Source organism: Paraburkholderia fungorum (assembly GCF_003610895.1).
Classification (GTDB): domain Bacteria; phylum Pseudomonadota; class Gammaproteobacteria; order Burkholderiales; family Burkholderiaceae; genus Paraburkholderia; species Paraburkholderia fungorum_B.
The window spans coordinates 35,153-55,218 of sequence record NZ_MCAS01000037.1; the positions used below are offsets into that span (position 1 = coordinate 35,153).

The 20,066-nt window shown below is 56.2% G+C and carries 14 protein-coding genes; 8 read left to right on the forward strand and 6 right to left on the reverse strand.

Annotated elements, in window-relative coordinates:
• Window positions 1–12 precede the first annotated feature (12 nt).
• Complete coding sequence (locus tag BCY88_RS29125) at window positions 13–1,488, reverse strand: sulfatase family protein (RefSeq protein WP_120347622.1); 1,476 nt, start codon at window positions 1,486–1,488, stop codon at window positions 13–15.
• 493 nt (window positions 1,489–1,981) lie between these two features.
• The gene (locus tag BCY88_RS29130) at window positions 1,982–2,971 is read right to left on the reverse strand and encodes a LysR family transcriptional regulator (protein WP_183081481.1); all 990 of its coding nucleotides are present in this window, start codon (window positions 2,969–2,971) and stop codon (window positions 1,982–1,984) included.
• 608 nt (window positions 2,972–3,579) lie between these two features.
• On the opposite strand from BCY88_RS29130, the gene BCY88_RS29135 reads away from it, so the two are divergent.
• From BCY88_RS29135 to BCY88_RS29150, 5 genes are all read left to right on the forward strand, one after another.
• On the forward strand, window positions 3,580–4,944 hold the full coding sequence (locus tag BCY88_RS29135; RefSeq protein ID WP_120347624.1) for a sugar porter family MFS transporter: 1,365 nt from the start codon (window positions 3,580–3,582) through the stop codon (window positions 4,942–4,944).
• 156 nt (window positions 4,945–5,100) lie between these two features.
• A complete protein-coding gene (locus tag BCY88_RS29140) occupies window positions 5,101–6,243 on the forward strand; it encodes a porin (RefSeq protein ID WP_120347625.1) in 1,143 nt (380 codons plus the stop codon).
• Between the two features lie 58 nt (window positions 6,244–6,301).
• Window positions 6,302–7,369: a phosphorylase family protein gene (locus BCY88_RS29145; RefSeq protein WP_120347626.1), complete on the forward strand. Its 1,068-nt coding sequence runs from the start codon at window positions 6,302–6,304 to the stop codon at window positions 7,367–7,369.
• 290 nt (window positions 7,370–7,659) lie between these two features.
• Window positions 7,660–7,803, forward strand: a complete 144-nt coding sequence (locus BCY88_RS39965) for a hypothetical protein (protein ID WP_183081483.1) — start codon at window positions 7,660–7,662, stop codon at window positions 7,801–7,803.
• Window positions 7,804–7,857: 54 nt separating this feature from the next.
• Window positions 7,858–9,402 carry a hypothetical protein gene (locus BCY88_RS29150; RefSeq protein WP_120347627.1) on the forward strand — a complete coding sequence of 515 codons (1,545 nt, stop codon included), beginning with the start codon at window positions 7,858–7,860 and terminating at the stop codon, window positions 9,400–9,402.
• A gap of 398 nt (window positions 9,403–9,800) precedes the next feature.
• On the opposite strand, the gene BCY88_RS29155 is transcribed toward BCY88_RS29150, so the two are convergent.
• Window positions 9,801–12,662, reverse strand: a complete 2,862-nt coding sequence (locus BCY88_RS29155; protein WP_120347628.1) for a UvrD-helicase domain-containing protein — start codon at window positions 12,660–12,662, stop codon at window positions 9,801–9,803.
• Window positions 12,663–13,116: 454 nt separating this feature from the next.
• Here BCY88_RS29155 and BCY88_RS29160 point away from each other — a divergent pair, with 454 nt between their 5' ends.
• The 3 genes from BCY88_RS29160 (at window position 13,117) to BCY88_RS29175 (ending at window position 15,802) form a co-directional block, all read left to right on the forward strand.
• Entirely contained in the window at window positions 13,117–13,605 is a 489-nt protein-coding gene (locus tag BCY88_RS29160; RefSeq protein ID WP_120347629.1) for a hypothetical protein, read from the forward strand.
• A gap of 160 nt (window positions 13,606–13,765) precedes the next feature.
• Window positions 13,766–14,422 carry a hypothetical protein gene (locus BCY88_RS29165; RefSeq protein ID WP_120347630.1) on the forward strand — a complete coding sequence of 219 codons (657 nt, stop codon included), beginning with the start codon at window positions 13,766–13,768 and terminating at the stop codon, window positions 14,420–14,422.
• Window positions 14,423–15,469: 1,047 nt separating this feature from the next.
• Entirely contained in the window at window positions 15,470–15,802 is a 333-nt protein-coding gene (locus BCY88_RS29175) for an H-NS histone family protein (protein WP_120347632.1), read from the forward strand.
• 249 nt (window positions 15,803–16,051) lie between these two features.
• Here BCY88_RS29175 and BCY88_RS29180 read toward each other — a convergent pair whose 3' ends face one another.
• From BCY88_RS29180 to BCY88_RS29190, 3 genes are read right to left on the reverse strand one after another with little or no spacing between them, the layout of a single operon-like run.
• Entirely contained in the window at window positions 16,052–17,026 is a 975-nt protein-coding gene (locus tag BCY88_RS29180) for a plasmid partitioning protein RepB C-terminal domain-containing protein (RefSeq protein ID WP_120347633.1), read from the reverse strand.
• The gene (locus BCY88_RS29185; protein ID WP_120347634.1) at window positions 17,014–17,925 is read right to left on the reverse strand and encodes a plasmid partitioning protein RepB C-terminal domain-containing protein; all 912 of its coding nucleotides are present in this window, start codon (window positions 17,923–17,925) and stop codon (window positions 17,014–17,016) included. The genes BCY88_RS29180 and BCY88_RS29185 overlap by 13 nt, the downstream gene beginning before the upstream one ends.
• Entirely contained in the window at window positions 17,819–19,486 is a 1,668-nt protein-coding gene (locus BCY88_RS29190; protein ID WP_120347635.1) for a recombinase family protein, read from the reverse strand. The genes BCY88_RS29185 and BCY88_RS29190 overlap by 107 nt, the downstream gene beginning before the upstream one ends.
• Between the last annotated feature and the right edge of the window lie 580 nt (window positions 19,487–20,066).

Sequence of the window (20,066 nt, forward strand, 5' to 3'; positions counted from 1 at the left end):
AACCTGGTTGCGTTACTGGTTCGGGAAAACTTCCGGGTTCACGTTGGGTGGGGGAGAGAAGCGGAACGTGCCGCCTTTCACGATTGCGTCCCTGCCGCCGAATTGCTCGATGCGCCTCTGCTGGTCGGCGCGGGCTTGAGCGTCGACTTCTTCCGGGTTGACCATGCTGCGCAGTGCAGCCTCACACTCGGCACGGATGGCAGAGTGCTCGGTTGATGCGCCGAGGTCATCGAGTTCTTCGGGGTCTTTATCCAGGTCGAACAGCATTGCTGGCAGCCCGACGTAGTAGACGAACTTGAACTGACGCACACGAACCATGTAGGTGGCAGCTATCGCCGCAGCGGCGTGGTATTCGACGAGAATCGTTCTGTCCACCTTGTGTCCATTGGCAACGGGGAACAGCGAGACGCCGTCTACGGGAGGCTGTTGCTTTAGCGTCCGGGGACACTGGCTCGAATCGAGCAGGGTTGGGTACAGGTCCGCCAGCGTGACTGGCTCGTCGCAGACATGACCCTTTGGTATGCCCTCTCCGGCAACAATCAGGGGAACACCAGCAGACTCCTCGTACATCGTGGACTTGGCCCACATACCCCGGGCCCCAAGATTGTCGCCATGGTCTGAGCTATAGATGACTCGCGTATCCGATTCCAGGCTGGTGTCTTTTAGCGCTTTCAGAATCTTCCCGATGTTGTCGTCGAGAAAGCTCACGAGGCCGTAATAGGCCGCGAGTGCACGGCGTACCATCGCTTCGTCCTTGAAACCCATGTCGTGCACCATGCACTCTCGCATCGCGTTCAGGAAAGGATGAGACGGTCGGTCCGTCTTCGCGTAGAGCTTCGGCAACTCAATGTCCAGGTCCTTGTAGAGGTCGAAGAACTCCTGGGGAGCAACAAGCGGGAAGTGAGGTGCAACGAAGCCCACATAGAGAATCCAAGGCTTGCCTGATTCGATACGTGCGGGATTTTTCAACCAGTCCACGGCTGCTTCAGTGATAGAGCGGTCGTATTTGGTGTATTCCGACTCCCCGGGTCCAGCCTCGGGTCCCATGAGCAGGGCTCCCTTTCGAGGCGCCATGTCGTCGCGGATTAGACCGAGGAGGTCACCAACACCATCAACGATGTGTAGCGGGAGAATCTCTTCTGAAAAGCCGTTTCGGGCAGCTTCCCCCCGGGTGTAGTGAAGCTTGCCGATTGATACCACCTCATGACCGTTGGCAATGAGTTCGTGCCCCCAACTTGCCGGCTCACCGTCATAGGCAATTGCGTTATCCCAGCACCGGATATGGTTGACATACCGGCCAGTGGCGAAGCTCGCTCGAGCCGGAACGCAGATGGGGGACGGTGAGTATGAGGACGTAAAGCGCGTTCCTGATACGGCCAGCTGGTCAAGATTCGGGGTGCGAACCACGGGATGCCCGTAGCAACCAGTTACCTTCCGGCTGTGCTCGTCGGACAGAATAACGATAGTGTTCTGTGGTTTTGTAGCCAACTGCTCCTCCTTTGAATCTCCGTTTCAGACGCGGTGACCTCGCGCCTTCATCGAGGGACGATTCGGGAGGTTCTGGGCGTTTCTGAGTGCGTCACAGGCAATTCTGTTGGTCTTTAACGATTACGAATAGTGAATTATTTTGAGGATGTGATAACCGTTAGTGAGGTATCAAAGACACGTTATCTCCTCGAATTTCAGTTTATGAAGTCGGTGCGCACATGGCAGCTCACCCCATGGATGGCGTCGTTGCCGCGCTGGGTATGCGAAGTACGGGGAAGTGTGGCTTTTAGCCGAGCAACGTGAGATGGCTGGCCCGCACGGCTTCAGAGACGGTATCACCCTGATGCTTGAAATGCAGTTCGAAGAGCGGCCGCCAATGAATGAAGGTCGTTAAAACGACCTTCAGATTCAATGTGAAACGTGGCTTCGTTCGCAGAAGCAACTTGGCCGTGACGTCTACGTTGCGCTTGACGGGCGGTCTGAGGGACAGTCACTAGGACGAACTTCGTGTCCTTGCGTTTCTGCCCGGTGCCAGCTGTCGTGCACTGCCCGCACGAGGGCGATGTCCGAGTAGGGCCGCCCGAAGCCTTTCAACGACGGCAGGCTCGGCAGCAGCATATTTTGGAACAATGAACGAGATTTCCGGAAGCGGTACAGGGGGCCCCACCGGCAGGATTTTCAGGCCGTAGAGGGCCGAATCCTGTTGGGCCTGGTTCCAACGCAGCACGCCTAACAGGCCCGGGTCAAGGCTCACTACCTCCAGGATAGTCTTGTGATTTATTGATTCCAGACTCGGTGTCGGAGGCGCCAGTCCCCTCTGCAGATAGACAGAAATGAGTTGCTGGCGCGTCAACCCGTCAAGCTCGGACACCGCCCATCGCTCGCCTATCAAGTCGCGCCAGTCGAGCGCCTTCTTCATAGCCAAGGGGTGCTTGCGGCTTACGACCACGCACAAATGGTCCTTGGCGATGGTCTCCAGAGTAAGCTGGGTAGCCTCTGGCTCGGCGAGCCAGTCTGGAGGTAGAGATGTGACTGCACAGTCGAGGTCGCCAGCGAGAAGGTCGGCGACCAATTGTCGGGGACGAGCCTGGCGGATTCTGACGAGTAGTCCTGGGAAATCCCTTTGTAGTTCAACGATGGCCGGCTGGAGCTCGTGAGTCATCGACGATGAACCTATCCTCAGCAGTCCGCTCGCGCCGGCCTCCAACGCCTTGAACTGCTCATCCGCAGCACGCAAGTGCTGAATCATATGGCCTGCCTGTCGAATCAGGATGAGGCCATGCGCTGTTGGCTGCATCCCCCGCCGGCTTCTAATGAAGAGTTCCATGCCGCAAGTCTCTTCAATTTCCCGCACCATTTTGCTGATAGCAGGCTGAGACAAATGAAGCGTTTCTGCAACCGCTCGAACGGTTGAATTCGTGCGAAAGCTGTCCAACAGTTCGATGTGCCGGAGTCTCAGGCGCCGCAGCGACAGTTCCGTCATTCCCATTAACCCTACCACTTGCCTCCCTGCGATACGTAAGCACCTTGTCGATGCTAGATGTTAATGCCGAAGACAATCGCTTGCTTCGTGCTTTGGAGCGGTTTTCCTGTTCGTAGCGCTAAGCAGACGAACGTCGCGGCCTCGTCCCAAGAACTGACAGACCTTTCCTGTGAGCTCTGCATAGGCATTCATCGCTTATTTTTCTACATGTAGTCAAGTGATAGCCAGGCTGAGATACGCAGCGAGTAGGGGAAACTTCTAGTATTTAGACTCAACTCTACATGTAAAATGAATCACTCCAATCGTACAGGAGCAGTGAAATTTGGCCGTAACCAGAGCTTGAGAACCAGGGGCGACAGGTCCCCTTCTGCGTTGCAATCTCCGCACTTGACTGGCGCAAATTGCAAATCTGTGCGACGAGTCGGTCGGGACTGACCCAACGAAACTTCCAGAGGGGACCTTGACCTGCCGAACGCAACAAGCAAATAAGAGCATCCTGATGATAAGCGTAGGATTCCTAGGCGGATTCTGATGCTGTTAGACGCTATGTCTCCTTCAGGCGTCGCCCAGAATATCTTCATCCATTCTATCCATTGCATAGGCAAGGCATGCGAACTGAAGCGATAACATTCTCCGAGCGGCGGGGCGAGAGACGGTCTCGAGCCGTCTACATATTCGGGGCGCTGGGCGGCATCCTGCACGGGTATGACATGGGAATCATTGCCGGCGCAATGTTCTTCGTCAAATCTGAAATGGGACTCAGCCCGCAAGGCGTCGGGGTAGTGGTGGGCTCGTTGCTCGCAGGCGCAATCGTCGGAACATTCTGCACGGGCCGGCTTGCAGAGGCCATCGGGCAACGTTGGATGCTAATTTGGGCTGGAGTGCTATTTTTCGTCACGTCCTTCTTCGCCGCACTGGCTTGGGACCCTACCTCGCTTGTCGTGGCTCGACTGCTAATGGGGGTAGCAGTGGGCGTGTCAGTTACGCAGGTTCCTTCGTATCTGGCGGAAATCGCTCCAAAGTCGAAACGGGGAGGCCTTACTTCCCTTAATCAATTGGCGACCTCCACTGGTATCTTCGCTGCGTATCTCGCGGGGTATCTGCTCGCGCCAATTGAAGGCTGGCGTTGGATGCTCGGGCTCGCGGCCATTCCTTCAGCGATGCTGGCAATCGGGTTACTCTTCCAACCAGACTCGCCTCGGTGGCTAGTCAGGCGTGGCCGTCTCAAAGAGGCACTGGAGGCGCTTCAAATCAACCATTCCCCTGAAGATGCCGAGAAGGTGTTCGCGGAAATAGAACAGATGCATCGCGGCGAGACGTCGAAGAAAGACAAGATTCGACTCGTGGACCTTCTGAAGATGAAGTCGGTTCGGCCAATCGTAATCACAGTGATGTGTCTTGGAGCGCTACAGCCGGGAACCGGGATAAACGCAATCGTCTACTACGTGCCGACTATCCTTAAAGAAACGGGGTTTAGTCAAAATCTGGCGTTGCTCAATAGCGTGGTTTTGGCCGTGATGTCAATCGCGATGACGTTCTACGCAGGTCGCGTCGTCGACCGGGTAGGTCGCCGCCCGCTCATGATTGGGGGCGCCAGCGTGATGGGGGCCAGCATGGCGGTGCTTGGACTGTTGGCTTATATGCCGAAGACGGCGGTTTCCGGTTACATCGCATTGGGTGCGCTAGCAGTATTTAAAGCTGCGTTCTCATTTAGCTGGGGGCCTATCGGATGGGTCCTGGTTACCGAAATCCTCCCGTCCAATATCCGGTCGCAAGGTCTGGCCATGACAGGAACAATCAACTTCCTTACGAACATGGTGATTGTTTCGATGTTCCCTGTGTTGCTGCATGCAAACGTGGCAGTGGCCTTCGGTGTGTTTACTTGTACGGGTCTGCTCGCGGCGACGTTTGTAGCGTTACGCATTCGCGAAACGACCGGTCGCAGCCTGGAAGCGATTGAGAAAGACCTTTAAAGCCCCTCCTGAACTGCCTCCGGAAGGCGGTCCAGCGAGCTGATTTCACCTCCCTCTTGCGTGAAGCGGCGGTTGCCTTGAGGCAACCGCCGAGGGTATTTATCGTTCGTCAATCTTCCGTTAGACGCCTCCTGAATATGAAGCGTGGATAACAACATGAAACTGAAAAATAGTCGGATTTTTAAAGCGGGCGCGCTGGGCTTATCCGCGTTGGCAATCTCACAAGCCAGTGTGGCACAGTCAAGCGTATCGCTCTACGGAATGGTCGACGACGGGCTATTCTGGCTTAGTAATGTTGGCGGCAAGCAGAAGCTCTTTTCCTATGCGGGAGGCGCTAATCGCTTTGGTATGACGGGCTCTGAAGATATTGGCGGAGGTGCCAACGTGTTCTTCCGGCTGGAAAATGCCTTCAATATCAACAACGGCAATCTTCAGCCAGCCGGTCAGGGGCAGAGCCTGATATTTGGCCGGTTGGCATACGTCGGTATGCGTTCAAGCAACGCTGGTTCTGTTGCGCTTGGCAGGCAGCAGGATGTGGTCACAGACTACCTCGAGCCGCTGACAGCTTCCTACCGACTTTGGGCAGCGGGATATGGAGCCCACTTCGGCGACGTCGACAACTTCGGTATCGACACCCGCTACAACAGTTCAGTCAAATATGAGACACCTACGATAGCGGGCTGGACTGGTGAAGCAGCATATAGCGTCGGGGGAGTTGCAGGCCAATTTGCGCAAAACTCAGGATGGAGCTTGGGCGCGCGCTACGTTAACGGTCCGTGGCACGCCGCGCTGGGCTACACCACACTCAGAAATCCTTTGGCCGCGGCATATGGTACGAGTACTACCGGACCGGTAGTCACACCGAGTCCATACGCAAACCTCTACAACGCAAGCCGATTGGAATTCGGGGGCGCCGGTATCAACTATGTGTGGAACACCGTTGATTCCATTGGCTTTGTCTATACAAGGTCGGTACTTGTGGACAGCGCACTCGCGAAGGGGAATGCCGTGTACGACAACTTCGAAGTCAACGCGACCTACTTCCTACGCCCGGACATTTACACCGGACTGGGTTACACCTACACCCTCGGCAGTTACACGACTTTGGGAAAGCATCCCGTCTATCACCAAATCAATTCTGGAATTGGCTATCTTTTATCGAGGAGAACGATTTTGTACATGGACATCGTGTATCAGAGAGCAGCACGAGACGCTCCTGTCGCGCAAATCTCACTCTTCGCAGCGTCGAGCAGTCGGAACCAGTTGGGTGTGGGCTGGCATCTGAAGCACTTCTTCTAAATTTGAGTGACGGACCGTGCATGCGGGTTTAGTCCATTTTTTCTATCAGGTATTAACGATGACATATCTGAATCATTGCCGTTCTGGAAACAAGATTCGACGTTTTTCAACAATGCTGTATTCGATGTTCTGTCTCGTGGCCGCGACTCTGCTCATGCAGCCGTGGCAGTGTAGCGTGGCCGCCGACAAACCAACTGACACGACGCCTCGACTCGCGCTTCTTGTGCCCGTTCACCCGAAAGACTATTCGTTGATTTTCAACGATATGAAGGACCGCAAGACCGAAAAGTTCGGACCGTTTAGCTACGAGACAGGGACCATTTACGGAGTGCCAGTTGTCGTCAACGTTGCACCAATGGACGGAACACTGATGCGTAGCCTTGCAGCGCAGGATATGGTCTATCGCTATAACATTCGGGCGTTTCTGTACCCCGGGACTTCGGGCGCACATCTGGGCCCTGACGAGATGCGTGCAGGCGATGTGGTGCTCGGCGCTGATAATGTCGACTTCAATAACTACTTCTATTCCAAGTCCGGTGATGTCGTCGCTCACGAATTCAGCCATGAAGAGAATGGTGAATTCCGTTACGACCGGCTATACCTGGACCCGCAACTGCTGGCCAAGCTCGCGTGTTCGGCGAATCGTGTCGCGAGCCAGACGAATCTTCCTCAGTGGCTGAATCCGAAATATAAGCGGGTACATCCGGATGTCTTCTACTATGGCATCCAGGGGACAACCACGGTCTGGCTTGCAAACATCGAGTTGATGGACAAGCTTCATGCAGCGTTCGGTGAAATGGATGAGGATGGCGACTGGTATTCGATGCTCGTCGCGACAATGCACGGCATCCCGTTTATTGAAGTTAGCACGATTACCGACAGCATCAAGGAATTTCCTGAGACTGAGCGGGGCATTCCGCCTAAGCCAGACGATGCACCCATCAAGGCAAATCAGGTCGGCCAGAACGTTAGCAACAAAATTATCCTCGACTTGATTGCTCACGAAGGAGGCAGCATTCTGGCGGGCAACTTCAAGACTCCGACCACCAACCCATACGAAATGCACCTCTTCAAAACTCCCAAACAGCCTGCATCGCTACTGCAGCAAGGCGGTTGCGAAAAATAACGCTCAATGTTGGGCAGAAGCGACCAGCGCCGCTCAGGTTTCGTTGAAATTTCTGGCGTCTTGCCCGTGTGATAGCGCGACAAATGGAGCCACTTCAGCGAGGGGTTGTGCGACTCCGCTACTTTTGACTTGCCCAATTGAATCATTTGTCATGCCCCAAGGGAGGCGATGCATCTGCTATCAGTGCGGTGGTGCCACGGGCGCGAAAAACTTCGTCGCCAATTTTCACCTGGTTCCCGTCTGAGTGATTACCTAGCATGACAGCTCCTTTCTCTATTCGGGAACTCAACATGAAGACACAGACGAACCAGCAGGCCAACCACCGCGCCGACGCGCTCAACAACAACAAGGGAACGAGCGGAACGAATCCCACCAATGCAAAGGCGAATGGAAATCGAGGAAAACAGTTGAACCCGAACCAGAAGAGCAAATAATCTCCAAGCTCCCCGCCTCAGCGGGGCTCCTGTTTTCTAACACTGGTCCGCATCATGAAGATTGTCGGCTTCCCCACCCAAGGTGAGGTATTGCAGTTCGTTTTCGACGCGTGCGGGGTTCTGCCCAGGAAGCACGAGCGAGGCGAGAGCTTTGACGAAGTCAGAAAGAAATCCACCCAGACGACACTGAGACGCTTAGCCAACGAAGTCGGTCAACTCGACCCGAATCTCGGCAAGCTTCTCGTGACATTCAGCCATCTCATGGGTGGCGTGTTGCCACCGCGCGAGTTTTGGGCGTTTGGCGATGTCTTTTTTGACCTGTTTGACACCTATCGACACGCCCTGAAGACCGAAGGCACTTACCTCACAAAGTCCGAGACGGCCAAATGGTTTCTGCTGGAGAGGGCCGCCCCAAGGTTGGCGATTTCCCTCGCCAAGCACCTCCAACGGCATAACGTCGCGGCGGATGGCCTCCTGGTCCCAGAAGACGCTTTCTGGTATTTGCCTAAGCGCGACGGCAATAGCTGGCAGTGGCCCCTCGAACGCGTCATGCGCTGGGCCTACGAACTCGCCGGAACTTCAATCCAGCGGTTCCATTGTCCGGACGACACCGATTTAGCGCTTCTGGGTAAGAATCTCGACAGCGCGAAAAATTGGCTCGCAGGTCGCAATCTTCCATCCTGGTCGTCACTGCTCAAGAACTTCGACGAGTCGTTCGAGGCGCTCGACAGGTGTCTCGCAAAGCAAGGGTTGCCACCGCTTCCTGAAACGCAGAAAACAAGCATCCGGACGGCGCTATTTCTGTCGCGGACCGCGACTTACATCTCGATGCTCGTGTTGAAGCACTTCGGAGACGAGACACTCCAGGAAACTGGCCGCTGCTATCGCCTGGTTTCCGAGAGCATTGTGGATGACACGCAAAGAGTCAGCGAGTTCGTGCAGCAACTCATCGCTCGCGAGCAACTCTCAGCAAACGAGTGGGATACGGTCTGGTTCGATGTCGTCACCGACTATTGGAACAAGTTCGTCGCGCGCCAAGACCTCTTGAGCCAGGCGGTGGCGAGCGGCCGAATCACCGTCGACGAAGCCATCGACGCGACTCGGACCTTCGGACGACTCGCTGCGCTCCAGTTTGAACACCCGGAGAATTTTGCTCCCCTGCACTCCATCCCGGATGGATTCGGAGAACTCCTGCTGGATGGGCTCGCCTTAAGAAAGGCCCGCGACCTCAGCCTTTCAGGTATCGAAGCCTATCGTATCCGCCTTGAGAATCACGGGCTAACGGAAACACTTCCGTGGATGGTTCCCTGGCAACGAAGTACCTACTACTATCGCGAACGCGAATACTCAGAAGCCTACGAGTTCATTCGAGAAGCGTACGAACGCGCCCGGTACTGTGCCGGAGCACATCAGTATCTGCTCGTAAATCAATACATCGAGCTCGCTGCGAAGAACGATAATTGGAAGGAGTTCACACAAGGTGTTCATTGGGCCACTTATCTAGGCATTGAGGTGCGGTGGTTGCGGGACAAATCAGCAACGAAGGAAAACCTCGAATTCGTGTTCGAGATTTTGAAGAGAGCCGAATATTCAGCCTAGAACGGCTTCTGATTTACCAATCCCGTCATGGCGAGCACGGGCGCATGGTGCGGGTTCGTCCTGCCAAGCGAACTTGAGGGTGACCGGGCGAAGACCCGTCCGGCCTGTATCCGCCGGGCAAGCTCGTCATCCCGCCCATCCCTGAAGACAGTACGTTGGTCGCTCCTCGCGCCTGCCGTGGCGGCAACGCAGGCTTTTCCATGGTCTTGCCGGCAGCGAGTTTCGCCAAGTGCCCCACTGGCGGAACCGGAATGTCCGGGCTTAGGCAAATCTTCCGCAGCCCGACATCCAAGATGCCGTATCTTTTCGACACCTCGCGGACGGGTTCCGCGCCACGCCACTACCGCGAATAGGCAATCGCTCAAACCATTGGCACTGAACCTTTGGCATGGCCTCCGCTAGAACGGAACGTCTGCATCAGTCAGGAAGTCATTTTTCTTCGCTGGCGGCTTGTATTTGCAGGCCGGGAAATTGGAGCATGCGCGGAAAGGCCCATATCGGCCATCACACGTAATAAGCCGGCCGGCGTTGCACACCGGACACTTTTGGTCCGTCACGTCGTCTTCCTCTGTAGACGCCACAGTAACGGCTCCCTCGGAGACCAGTTCCTGCAGAAACGAGGAGCGGTGACCAGCGACCGTAAACATTGCGACCGAACGACGGGCGCGAGTCAACGCTACATAGAACAGACGTCGTTCCTCCGCGAAGGAGTATGGGTCGGTACCGGGCATCGCCAGAGCCAGGACTGGGTCATCCTCTCGCGTATTGGGAAACCCGCGGTCGACCATGCCCGGCAATATGACGTAGTCTGCTTCGGCTCCCTTCGAGCTGTGAATTGTGATAAACGACAATACGATTTCCCTTCCGTAGCGCGCCTGCCAGTTCGACGGGACCGCGGATTTGTCCGCGTTGTAACGGCCGAGAACAAAGACGGTGATTTTTCCGTCGTGCGCACGTGGGACGCTTCTGTCCAGGATACCTCGATGCAGGTTCGCCAGATAATCGTCGATGGCCTTCTGGACTTGGAACCGCGTCTTGACCTGAAAGGCCTGCAGCACGGCGCCGGTAGCAGGCGTCGATGACCGAACGTTCTTTTTGATTTGCTGCGGGTTCTTCGTCACAAACCGGCTCGATATATCGCAGAGCATCTGTGGGCATCGGAACGTCTGCTCGAGTCGGAGCACCTGTGACTTGCTAAACCACGCTGCAAAGCCTGTCATCACTGCGACGTCGGCACCGGCAAAGCGGTTGATGGACTGCCAGTCGTCACCTACAGCAAAGAAATACGTGCGCTCAGGACGGAGCGGTGCTGTGGGAACATTCGTTCCCCCCGTTCCAAGAATCGCTCCGATTGTCAGCCGGAGCGGGCCAAGCCGGGCATTCGCAAGAGCACGGCACAGACGAGCCCGGGCGCGCGACGCGTCCTGGAACTCGTCTGCCATGACGAGCCCATACGGTGAAATGTATCGACCGCTTTCAACATGCTCAGCCGCCTGATTCAGCATGTCCTCGAAGTCAATACCGTCTTCCTCCACAAGGGCAGCGTTCCAGGCTTCCAGTATCGGCTCGACAAGGTCCAGAAACATCCGGTGCCGGTGTTTGAACGCGTCTTTTGGCATGCCGTCCAGCCGTTTGCGCATTTCGTCGACCGATAGGCAGTTGCTCTTTGTATGCACGATAAAGGACCGGACGAGCCTGACCAGCATTGCACTATCCATTGGGGGTTGCCCGTGTTTCGGGACGGGACGCTCCGGGTTCGGGTCGAGGACAATTCCATGTGAAGTGAGAGCGTGCTCGAGGTGCCGGACAATTGCACCGGTGCGGATTTGTTGAGATGTCGTCTCGATGAGTTGGGTGCCGCGACGCTGGTGTTCTTCGCGCTTCCAGACTACGCCGGACAGGTAATTCTCGAAATGCGATGGCGGCTCGCCGTTGGCGTCCAGAGCAAAGTGCTCATGGTAGAGGCCGATGGCCGGATAGTAGAAGTCTGGCTTGTACTGGCGATGTTCGGCCGTTCTCGTGTTGTACTCGTAAGGTTTTTCGTAGACGTACGTGACGCCCTGATAGAACAGCCAGTTCGCGATGAAACACTCTTCCTGACTGCGCACAAACTTTCCGTCGATGGTCTTAATCTTCGCGTTGGCATCCGAATCGACGGCGTCCGGGTTACCCTGCTCACCGAACTTCGGAAGGTCCCGGCCAAACACAATACGGAAGAGGTCCCAGTTCGTGCGGAATGTGGGTGAGCCGTCTTTGAGCCTGTCGACAATCTCCGTTAGTTTGCGCAGACCGGGTTGTGCGTCGATGGCCCAGTCAGGCACATCCGGCTTCTGACCTGTGGCTTTGCCGATGATAGCGAGCCCTAGCGCGTGGAATGTCCGCGCCTCCACCACGACATTTTCCATACCCAGCCGGTCGAACGATTTGCCAGCGCGCTCCTGAAGCTCGTCGGCAGCTTTCTTGTTAAAGGCCAGCAGGAGAATCTGGTCGGGGCGAACAATGCCACGACGGATTGCGTATGCCGCTTTTGCAACCATGGTAGATGTCTTTCCCGACCCGGCTGAGGCAACAACCAGCACACGGTCGTCGAAACAGATGACCGCGCGGGCCTGCTCCTCGGTCAGTGGCTTGTTCTCGACCTGGTCCAATAGGTCCTTGCAGGCGGCCAACTCTCGCCGCGTGTGTTCTTCATTTTTCTGAGCCCAATAGGCTGGCCAGTCACGTCGCCAGCTTTTGAGCACTGATTCGACATAGTTCGCGTCGCCAGGGAGTCTGGCGCGAACTGAAGGGTCTCTGAACAGCTCCCAGAGTTTCTCATCGGAGAGTTCGAGGCGCGGCCTCCGGGACTCGAATGCCGCCTGCCAGCTCTGGGGTATCCAGCGTCTGTCCTTCTCACATTGGGCAAGGTGAGCGCCGCCCTGCTGCAGCCAGGTCAGTATCTGACCGTACGCGAGGTTGAACAGATAGGGACGCTCGCACGCAGCAATTGCCTCTTCGAGCTCCCTCGCCTGTTCATTCGGCAGCCCATCAATGCGGATTTCGTCTGGCTGGCCAGCCCTGAAGGTGATGTCTGCCCAAAACACCCCCTGCTTGATAAGTGGTCGGTTCTTGCCATCAAGGCTGAGCCTGATTTTTACCTTGCCACCGACGAAGAGAACCAGACCGCCATCCACCAGGCGCAGAATCCAATTCCTCGATTTCGTGAATATCTGGCCGTAGTGGGAGGGCACCCACTGCTTTTCGCTATCCGCGTTGGTCATTGTAATTAGCCGGCACTCGCGATGCCGAAAATTCGGCAGGCGACAGCAGCATTTTTGCAAAAGCAGTAGAGTAGCGGGTTTGTATGGCAAACGAAAGCCGTCGAGCCCACGAAGCCCTAGCGGTTCCGGTGGCGCTGCAATACGGCCGAAGGCTCCCCAGGCGAAAGACAAAAGCGAACCCGTCTGCCGCAATCCGCCTCGGCGCCGTGGCAGACGGGCTGGCGTCAGCATTTTCAGTCTGACGCCTACTGCTCACGGTAAGGCAGCGAATATGCGGCCGACGAAGCGTGGTTACTCGAACATTGCGTGCTTGGAGCGAACGATTTAGGGCAATAGCGTTGCCACAGGCAAAGTAGCTGCGAACAACGCCCCTTTCGTATAACCTTCTGGGCTCGAAAAACGAGAACCTGGCAATCGACCAGGACACTAAGAAAGTAAGCGACACGGGGAAAAAATGGGATTCTTTCGAGCGGGGTTTCTTTCGACCTTTTGCATTGCTCTGGCTGCGTGTGCTGCCGCGCCGACGTCAGAAGAGATGGCTTCGGCGGACTACGGCACTTATCCAGATAACTATCAAGATGTCATTCACGACTACATGGAGAACGTCCTGAAGGACCCGGATAGCGCGCGATATGACTATCTGAACTCACCGCAGTCCGGATGGCGGAGGACGTCCAATGGTTTAAAGTTCGGCTACGTTGTCTGCGTCAATATCAATGCGCGGAACAGCTATGGTGGTTACACCGGAGCGCAGCCGTCGTATTTCATGTTACGCGACGGAACAGTCGTGTCTACCGTCCACGGAGACGGACAATACATGGACTCGCTTGTCGCTGGTTTGTGCAAGGATTTCATCGGGCGTTACCGCAGTCCCATGGCGAAGAACTATTCGCCGGCTGAGCTGGAATTGTACAAAAAATATAAGAACATGCCCGTGCAATGAGCTTGATGCCTCCTCTCGTTGGCGTGTGACCGCGTTGCCTTATGCGCCGATACTCGTCAACTCGGGTTGTTACTCGAACATTGTGCGCTTACAACGAACAGGTTGTGGCATCAAAAATCTCCGGGCAAAGTGAAGCCACCAAACCACGGAGACCACCACCATGCCACGCCGCGCAAATCCCTCAGCAATCGCCAAGCGGCTTCACTACATCATCGATAGCGTGACCGACAGCGAAAGGCGCGATGACTGCTACATCCGCACCTATCTCGGGCACCTCGAGAGCTTCGCGGCGGTCACGCGCGAACGTGCCTGGACCGCAGAGAAAGTCAAAGAGCACGTCGCCATCGTCTACACGTGGATTAAGCGCCGTGAGCATCATTACGTGGTCGATATGCAAGTCGCGGAGAAGTTTGCAGCCGCCCTCAACAGCGGGAGCAATGAACACTTGTTGCTCAACCTCGCGTGGCGCCTAGTGAATAACTCCATGATGGCCGGCTCGAAATTCCTGCACTTCTATAGGCCAGAGCGGTTTCCGATTACTGACAGCTGGCTCCGCGATTGGGTGTCAGGCACACCTAGCCAAGGGTACGGACTCGACTTCTACCGCGAATGGCTCTGCGGCGTACATCTCGTTGACGAGGAACACGCCGAAAGCGCTTTGGCGTGGGCGCGCGCCACGTTCGGCTACGAGGTGACGCGCACCCGGGCCATCGAAGCGATGGCGTTCTACTACGTGAAGAACCTGAGCGAGTCCGACCGTCATGCGCTTTGGGATTTCCTGAGCGGCACATTCCCGGCCAAGGACGAAGCTGCCTGATTGCGCCATAGATAAGCCGAGTAGGGACCCACGCCCAACGCACTTTCCATCTGCTCGAGCGTCACAACACTGAACGGTACGAAGGGCAACAAGGAAGTCTGGCAAATCGAGCGTACGTCGAGTAGATTTTCAGCTGCAAAACTGCAAAAACCCGGCGTACAGATGAAGCGAACAGAGCATCAGTAGCGATGCGGCGGGGGCGGCCGACGGTGCGGAGGCGGCCGATGATGATGGCGCCTGGGCGGCGGTAGCGGTCTGCATCTGCGAACAAGATGTCCGTGTACCCAAACTCGCCGACACTCCATACGCGGACGCGCATTGGCTTCAGTAGGTAGGGTGAAAACCGTGGTTGCGACCAGCAACGTGGCCAGTATGCTCTTGTACATAATTCTCCAAAAAACAATCGAGGATTGCGGCGACATTGAGCGGACAACTGTTCTGCTGCACCTACGCAGACTGGCAGTCGCTGCAAACAGTTCCCGTGCAGGCGACTGGTGTAGGCCGTCGGAAGCAGTCCTCAAACAGCTACTGACGGCAGCAGTTCCCGTGCAGGCGACTGGTGTAGGCCGTCGGAAGCAGTCCTCAAACAGCTACTGACGGCAGCAGTTCCCGTCGCCGCGGCAGCAACGCTATCGGGAAGGTGCCACCCACGTCTCTGTACAAAGCGTCGGCGAAATCCGTAACGCGCTCGCGACCGTAGTGGACCCACACGAACGCCCCCTTCGCTTCAATGTCGGCGTTCTTTGCGGCCCGTAGGCATACAATATTCGCCGAATGCTCACTTCCTGATGAGAACGCGATGGCGGACAACAGTAGGGCGAAGGTCGTTCAGGGCAGAAAATTTGCAGACCAGTTCGATGCACCCTGTAATTACGTTAGGCAGGCGACCGGCGCCCGGTGCGCTGCCGTCGTCATCATCGATGGCGATGCGGGCTCAGGGTACTCCGTTGTAGGGCCACTTGATACGCAGGTTTTGCTGCCCGACATTCTTGAGCAGATGGCGAGAGCGTTACGCATGCAACTTGCGAAGAATCTTCAATAAACGGTATGGGCGAGAAGACTTACGTTCAGCTTCTGGGCGAGCTGGCGACGCTTAATGAGCAGATTGAGAAAGCACGGGCCGTGGAGCGCAGGACGGCCATTCAGGATATTCGCGCACTAATGCGGGAATACGGCATCGTTCCGAGCGAGCTGGTCGGCCGGAAGCGCGGGAGACCTCAAGTGCCACCGCGCTACATGGACCCTGAGACTAGGCAAACATGGAACGGCTGGGGAAAGCGGCCCGCATGGTTGGACGGCAAAGATGTCAGAGCCTTTCGCATCAAGACCAAGCAATCGGCCACACCATTGGACAGTTCGGAGCTGGACACGGCGGCGTAGGTCACCGCTCGTACAGGGCATGAACGGAGTCCACTGATGAGCGGTTTCAACAGAAAATCGGCTGTAGAGCGTTACGAAGCTAGTCGTGTTATCGATGAAGGGTGTGGCCGCGCAATGGCAGCGCTTCTCGACATAATTGAGGCCGCTGGCACCATCGGCGCCAAGGTTGAACTGCATGCTGGGCGCGATGCACCGCAGCGACTGCACGCCGCTGCGTTTGAAGAAGCTTCAACTCAGGCGCAATCCGGTTTAGCGAGGTGGTTGAGCAGTATTTCCACCGACGCGCCGGAAACTCTTGGACCTCGGGCCGCTTGAGTTAGACACGGAGCGGGCATCGCGCGTGTCCTTGCTAATAGCCTCGAACTGCGCTGCGAAGTCGGGATGCCGCTCGTTCAGCCAGCAAGACACATGCTCATTGTTCACAAGCGTTGCCACATACGCAGCTGATACCGCGAGATGCAGGTGCTCTATACCGTATCTCTCATCGGTTTGAGCCACCGTGTCCTGAAGCGTGGCCAGTTCGCGTTCGAGTTTGGCGAGCTGTGTCATCACCTCGTTTTCCGACTTTCTTCGGGTACCGGAACTCTGTTCAAGTTGCTCTGGCGGTGTCGCAGCCACGATGGCGCGTGCGAAAGCTGAAGTGAAATTTCCCTGCCCGCACATAAGCTCCACCGCCTGTAACTGCCGTAACGGCTTCATTCGTTTCAGGGCATTGAAGGTCGTCGCCGGACAGGCTTTGTCTGCGAGCAGGGTCGCGGCCTCGCCGGATATTCCGTCCAGCAGTTCCGCCCGGCGCTTCACAGTGTTGATGTCGATGCCCAGTACCGTGGCAATCCGCTCCCGTGCAACGCCACGTTCGATTGCTTTGGCAATCATGCGTGCGTCCTGCGCCGATGTCAGCCGGCCTATATGCTTGTTGTACGTGTACGCCTCGTCATCAGTCGCGACAAGACACAAGACCTCTGTGGAATTGAGGCGACGAACAGCTTCCACTCGTAAACGACCATCGAGAATCCGGAACCTGCCTTCGTCATCTGCAATGCGCGCCACAAATACTGGTTCGACAAGACCAACGGCGGCGATGGAAGCCAGAATCTGCAGGAACTTCCTGCTCGATATGACATTGTGCGGCAGGGGCCGTGATGAAACCAACGCATCCAGTTGAAGCATTATCGGCTGGCGCTCAAATGCGGCCCTGAGGGGCTGCCCTGTTAACTGGACCATGGTTGTGCCTCCGCCCTTATACGCTGGTCGAGCACGCGAGGAAGTGTTGCGAGCCCCTCCCGTTCAAGAAGGCCGATGAAACCTTCTTCGCGCATCAGCTGACGCAGGGCATGAACAATGAACAGCAACTGCGCGTGGGTAACCTCGACTTTCTTTGCAAGCACTCTTTGCCGGTCACTTTCCCGCATATACAGACGACGTAGCTGCTCGGGAGCCAGTTCACGGGGCCGCGGAGCGCTGGGGCCCTTAAAAACAGGTAGCAACTTGCCTCCTGACCGGCCGCGGCGTTCAAGCAGCTTACGGACTACCGTAAGCTGTCGCCCTTTCAAAGTACCATCTTCGTAAGCATCAACCAGTGCAGATTGCACCTCTGTGTCATCGGCCCGAGCGATTTGCATGGCGATAGCTATGGGGATGCTTCCGGCCTCGACGGCTGTTATAAGCCGCTCTTCCCCGCGGTCGAGGAGAAACATCAGGCTTTCCAGATAAGCAACAGACAAGCCTACTTTCTCTGCAATGAGGCTGTCCGTGTACCCGGCTGTCCTGAGGCTCTGAATGTCCCTGAGTAACTCCATTGTGGAATGATTTCGCCTCGCGATATTTTCGACGAGGCTCATGACGAGACACTCGTCCTCGGCACTGTCGACAACATGTGCGGGGATGGTGTCATGACCGAGAGCCTGCACCGCTTCGAGTCGTCCCTGGCCGCAGACCAGGTCAAACACAGCCGTATCGTCGGAGCCCGCCCGACGGCTTACGGTTATCGGTTTCTTTAGTCCCACCGCCGCAATGCTATCGATAAGTGCCTGCTTCTGACGCCTGCTGCGGGTCCGGGGATTGAGCACTCGAATCTGATGAATCTTGACATCTGCGATTGGAATGAGGGGATTGGCTTCCATCGAATGCCTCCATGCGATTCCGCGCCGTCAGTTCAAGCAGAATCCTCTCGTCCGGGAACCGGAACATGTCGAAAGGTTCGCTACTGCCGTTGCGGATGGACAGCGAGAAATCGTAACCGGGCACCAGACTGCCCCGCGGGAAAATATAAAAATCGATTGGAGTTTCAAACGCGGAGTCCAACCTCAGTACGACGAGAAGGTCAGGCGACGCGTAGGTTGGCCAGCGAACTCGCCAGCGTGGGCCACGGCGGTCGTAATGAAGAATCGGACGAACGGTGAATCTGATGACCAGTTCATCGTCTACCCGAATGGTAGTTTCGTCCGCGGAAATTTCCACGCGATGGCCGAGAACCGTCAGGGCCGCGGTAATCTTTCCAATGCATTCCCGCTGGGCCGCTCGTGCAGCCCGATAGACTTCAGCGCCGCCCAACTGATGGCGTGGCTCGTATCCGACTAGTGCGTACGCGTTCTTGATGCAGCCGAATCGTACGGAATAAGTCTTTCCTGCTGGCAGTGTCTGGACCTTGTCGATTTCCTTGGCGCTTACTACATCAGCGGAGCGTACGAAGTTGCTCAGTCTTTTCAGAATCTCGTCGTCACTGAGGTTCTGTGTCCGATTCGTCCGGATTCTCTCAGCAGCGTCGAACACCGCGCGGTCCACGAGTGGGGGAAATGCACCTTCTGAACGAGCCCACTCGGAAGGGGGATTCCTATGCCAGTTCGCATTGAGTTTCTTGGATGTCCTGGCGTAGACATTGGTCCCCGCATACTTTTCACCGCTCAGAATTCCGGTGATGTTCTGTGGATTCCACGGACGACCGTAAGCATTGCAGATTCCGAATGTGTTTAGCCGGTCCGCAATACGCCTGCACCCCACGCCCTGACAAACGTACCAATCGTAGATGCGGCGAACAAGCGCCACTTCGTGCTCGTCACCGGGCATCACGATAACTCTGTCTGTCTGGATGCTTTTGTGCTCCCGATGGTGCAGAGGACCTTTGACATTCCCATCGGAGTCGACCAGTACGCGTTGCAGGCCATATCCCGGAGCCGCACCTTGCCAGAAACCTCGCTCAGCAAGTTTGTATTGGCCCATGAAAACCTTGCGGGACAACTCACGACTGTATTCTCCGGCCATCGCGCGCTTGAGCGTTTTCATCAAGGTAGCCACAGCGCCGCCGTCGTACGAGAAGATTTCTGCGCAATACACAACCTGTACGCCGGCCTGCCGGCACAGGTATTCGTAGTGTGCACTCTCATCGGTGTCCTGAAAGCGGCCCCAACGGCTGACGTCGTACACAAGCACCAGGCTGAAGGCATGAGTAGGAGCCTGTGCATCCTGAAGTAGCTGAAGCAGAGCAGGCCTGCCTTTAAGTGTCACACCGCTTTTTCCTGAATCCTCGTAGGTGGCGATGATGGATATTCCCTGTATTGCGGCGAACTCAGCGATGGCCAGCTTCTGGTTCTCGGTTGAGTACTGCTGGTAGTCCGTAGACATCCGCACATACTGCGCCGCGAGCCTGCCAGCAAGGGAGGTTAATAGTCCATCCGCTTGCGGCATTCCCGTCTCCCGTCTTGCGTGGTAATTAGTGATAGGCCTGTGGTGGCCCAAGTCAAGGAAGATAAATGCCGGTGCTCCAACGTTGAGTTAGGGTCTCAACCGCAAGACCCACCAGTGCCCCATGAGAACGCTAAAAGAAAATTCGCGTGCCGGTCATGCCCCAATGCGCCTGTCGCGTATGTGGTTACAGACATGAAGTTGCACCTGGCTGGAAGGTTGGTAGCCTGCGACAGGAGAAAAGAACGAGAACGTGATTTCATAATTCTGCACGTCAAACCCATGACATGCAGGTTGCGTTCCTTTGGCCGCACTGGTCGGCACCGGGCGAACAAGACTCGTTGTTCTTTGCCGCTGCACGAACCAGTCACCACCGGGGCGGCTGCCGCTGGCCATGACCGCTGTATCATCACCATGAGTCCACTGATTGCGTTAAAGCGTGACGAATCCCCTTAACCTTGACCTACGGGCGCGAGCCGAACTACTGGCCTATCTCGTTTCGTCGCACCTACTGGCGAAGCAACTGACGGGTGACTGGCTTTCGCATGGCCACGTCGTGGAGTCCACAATCTTGTGGTTAAAC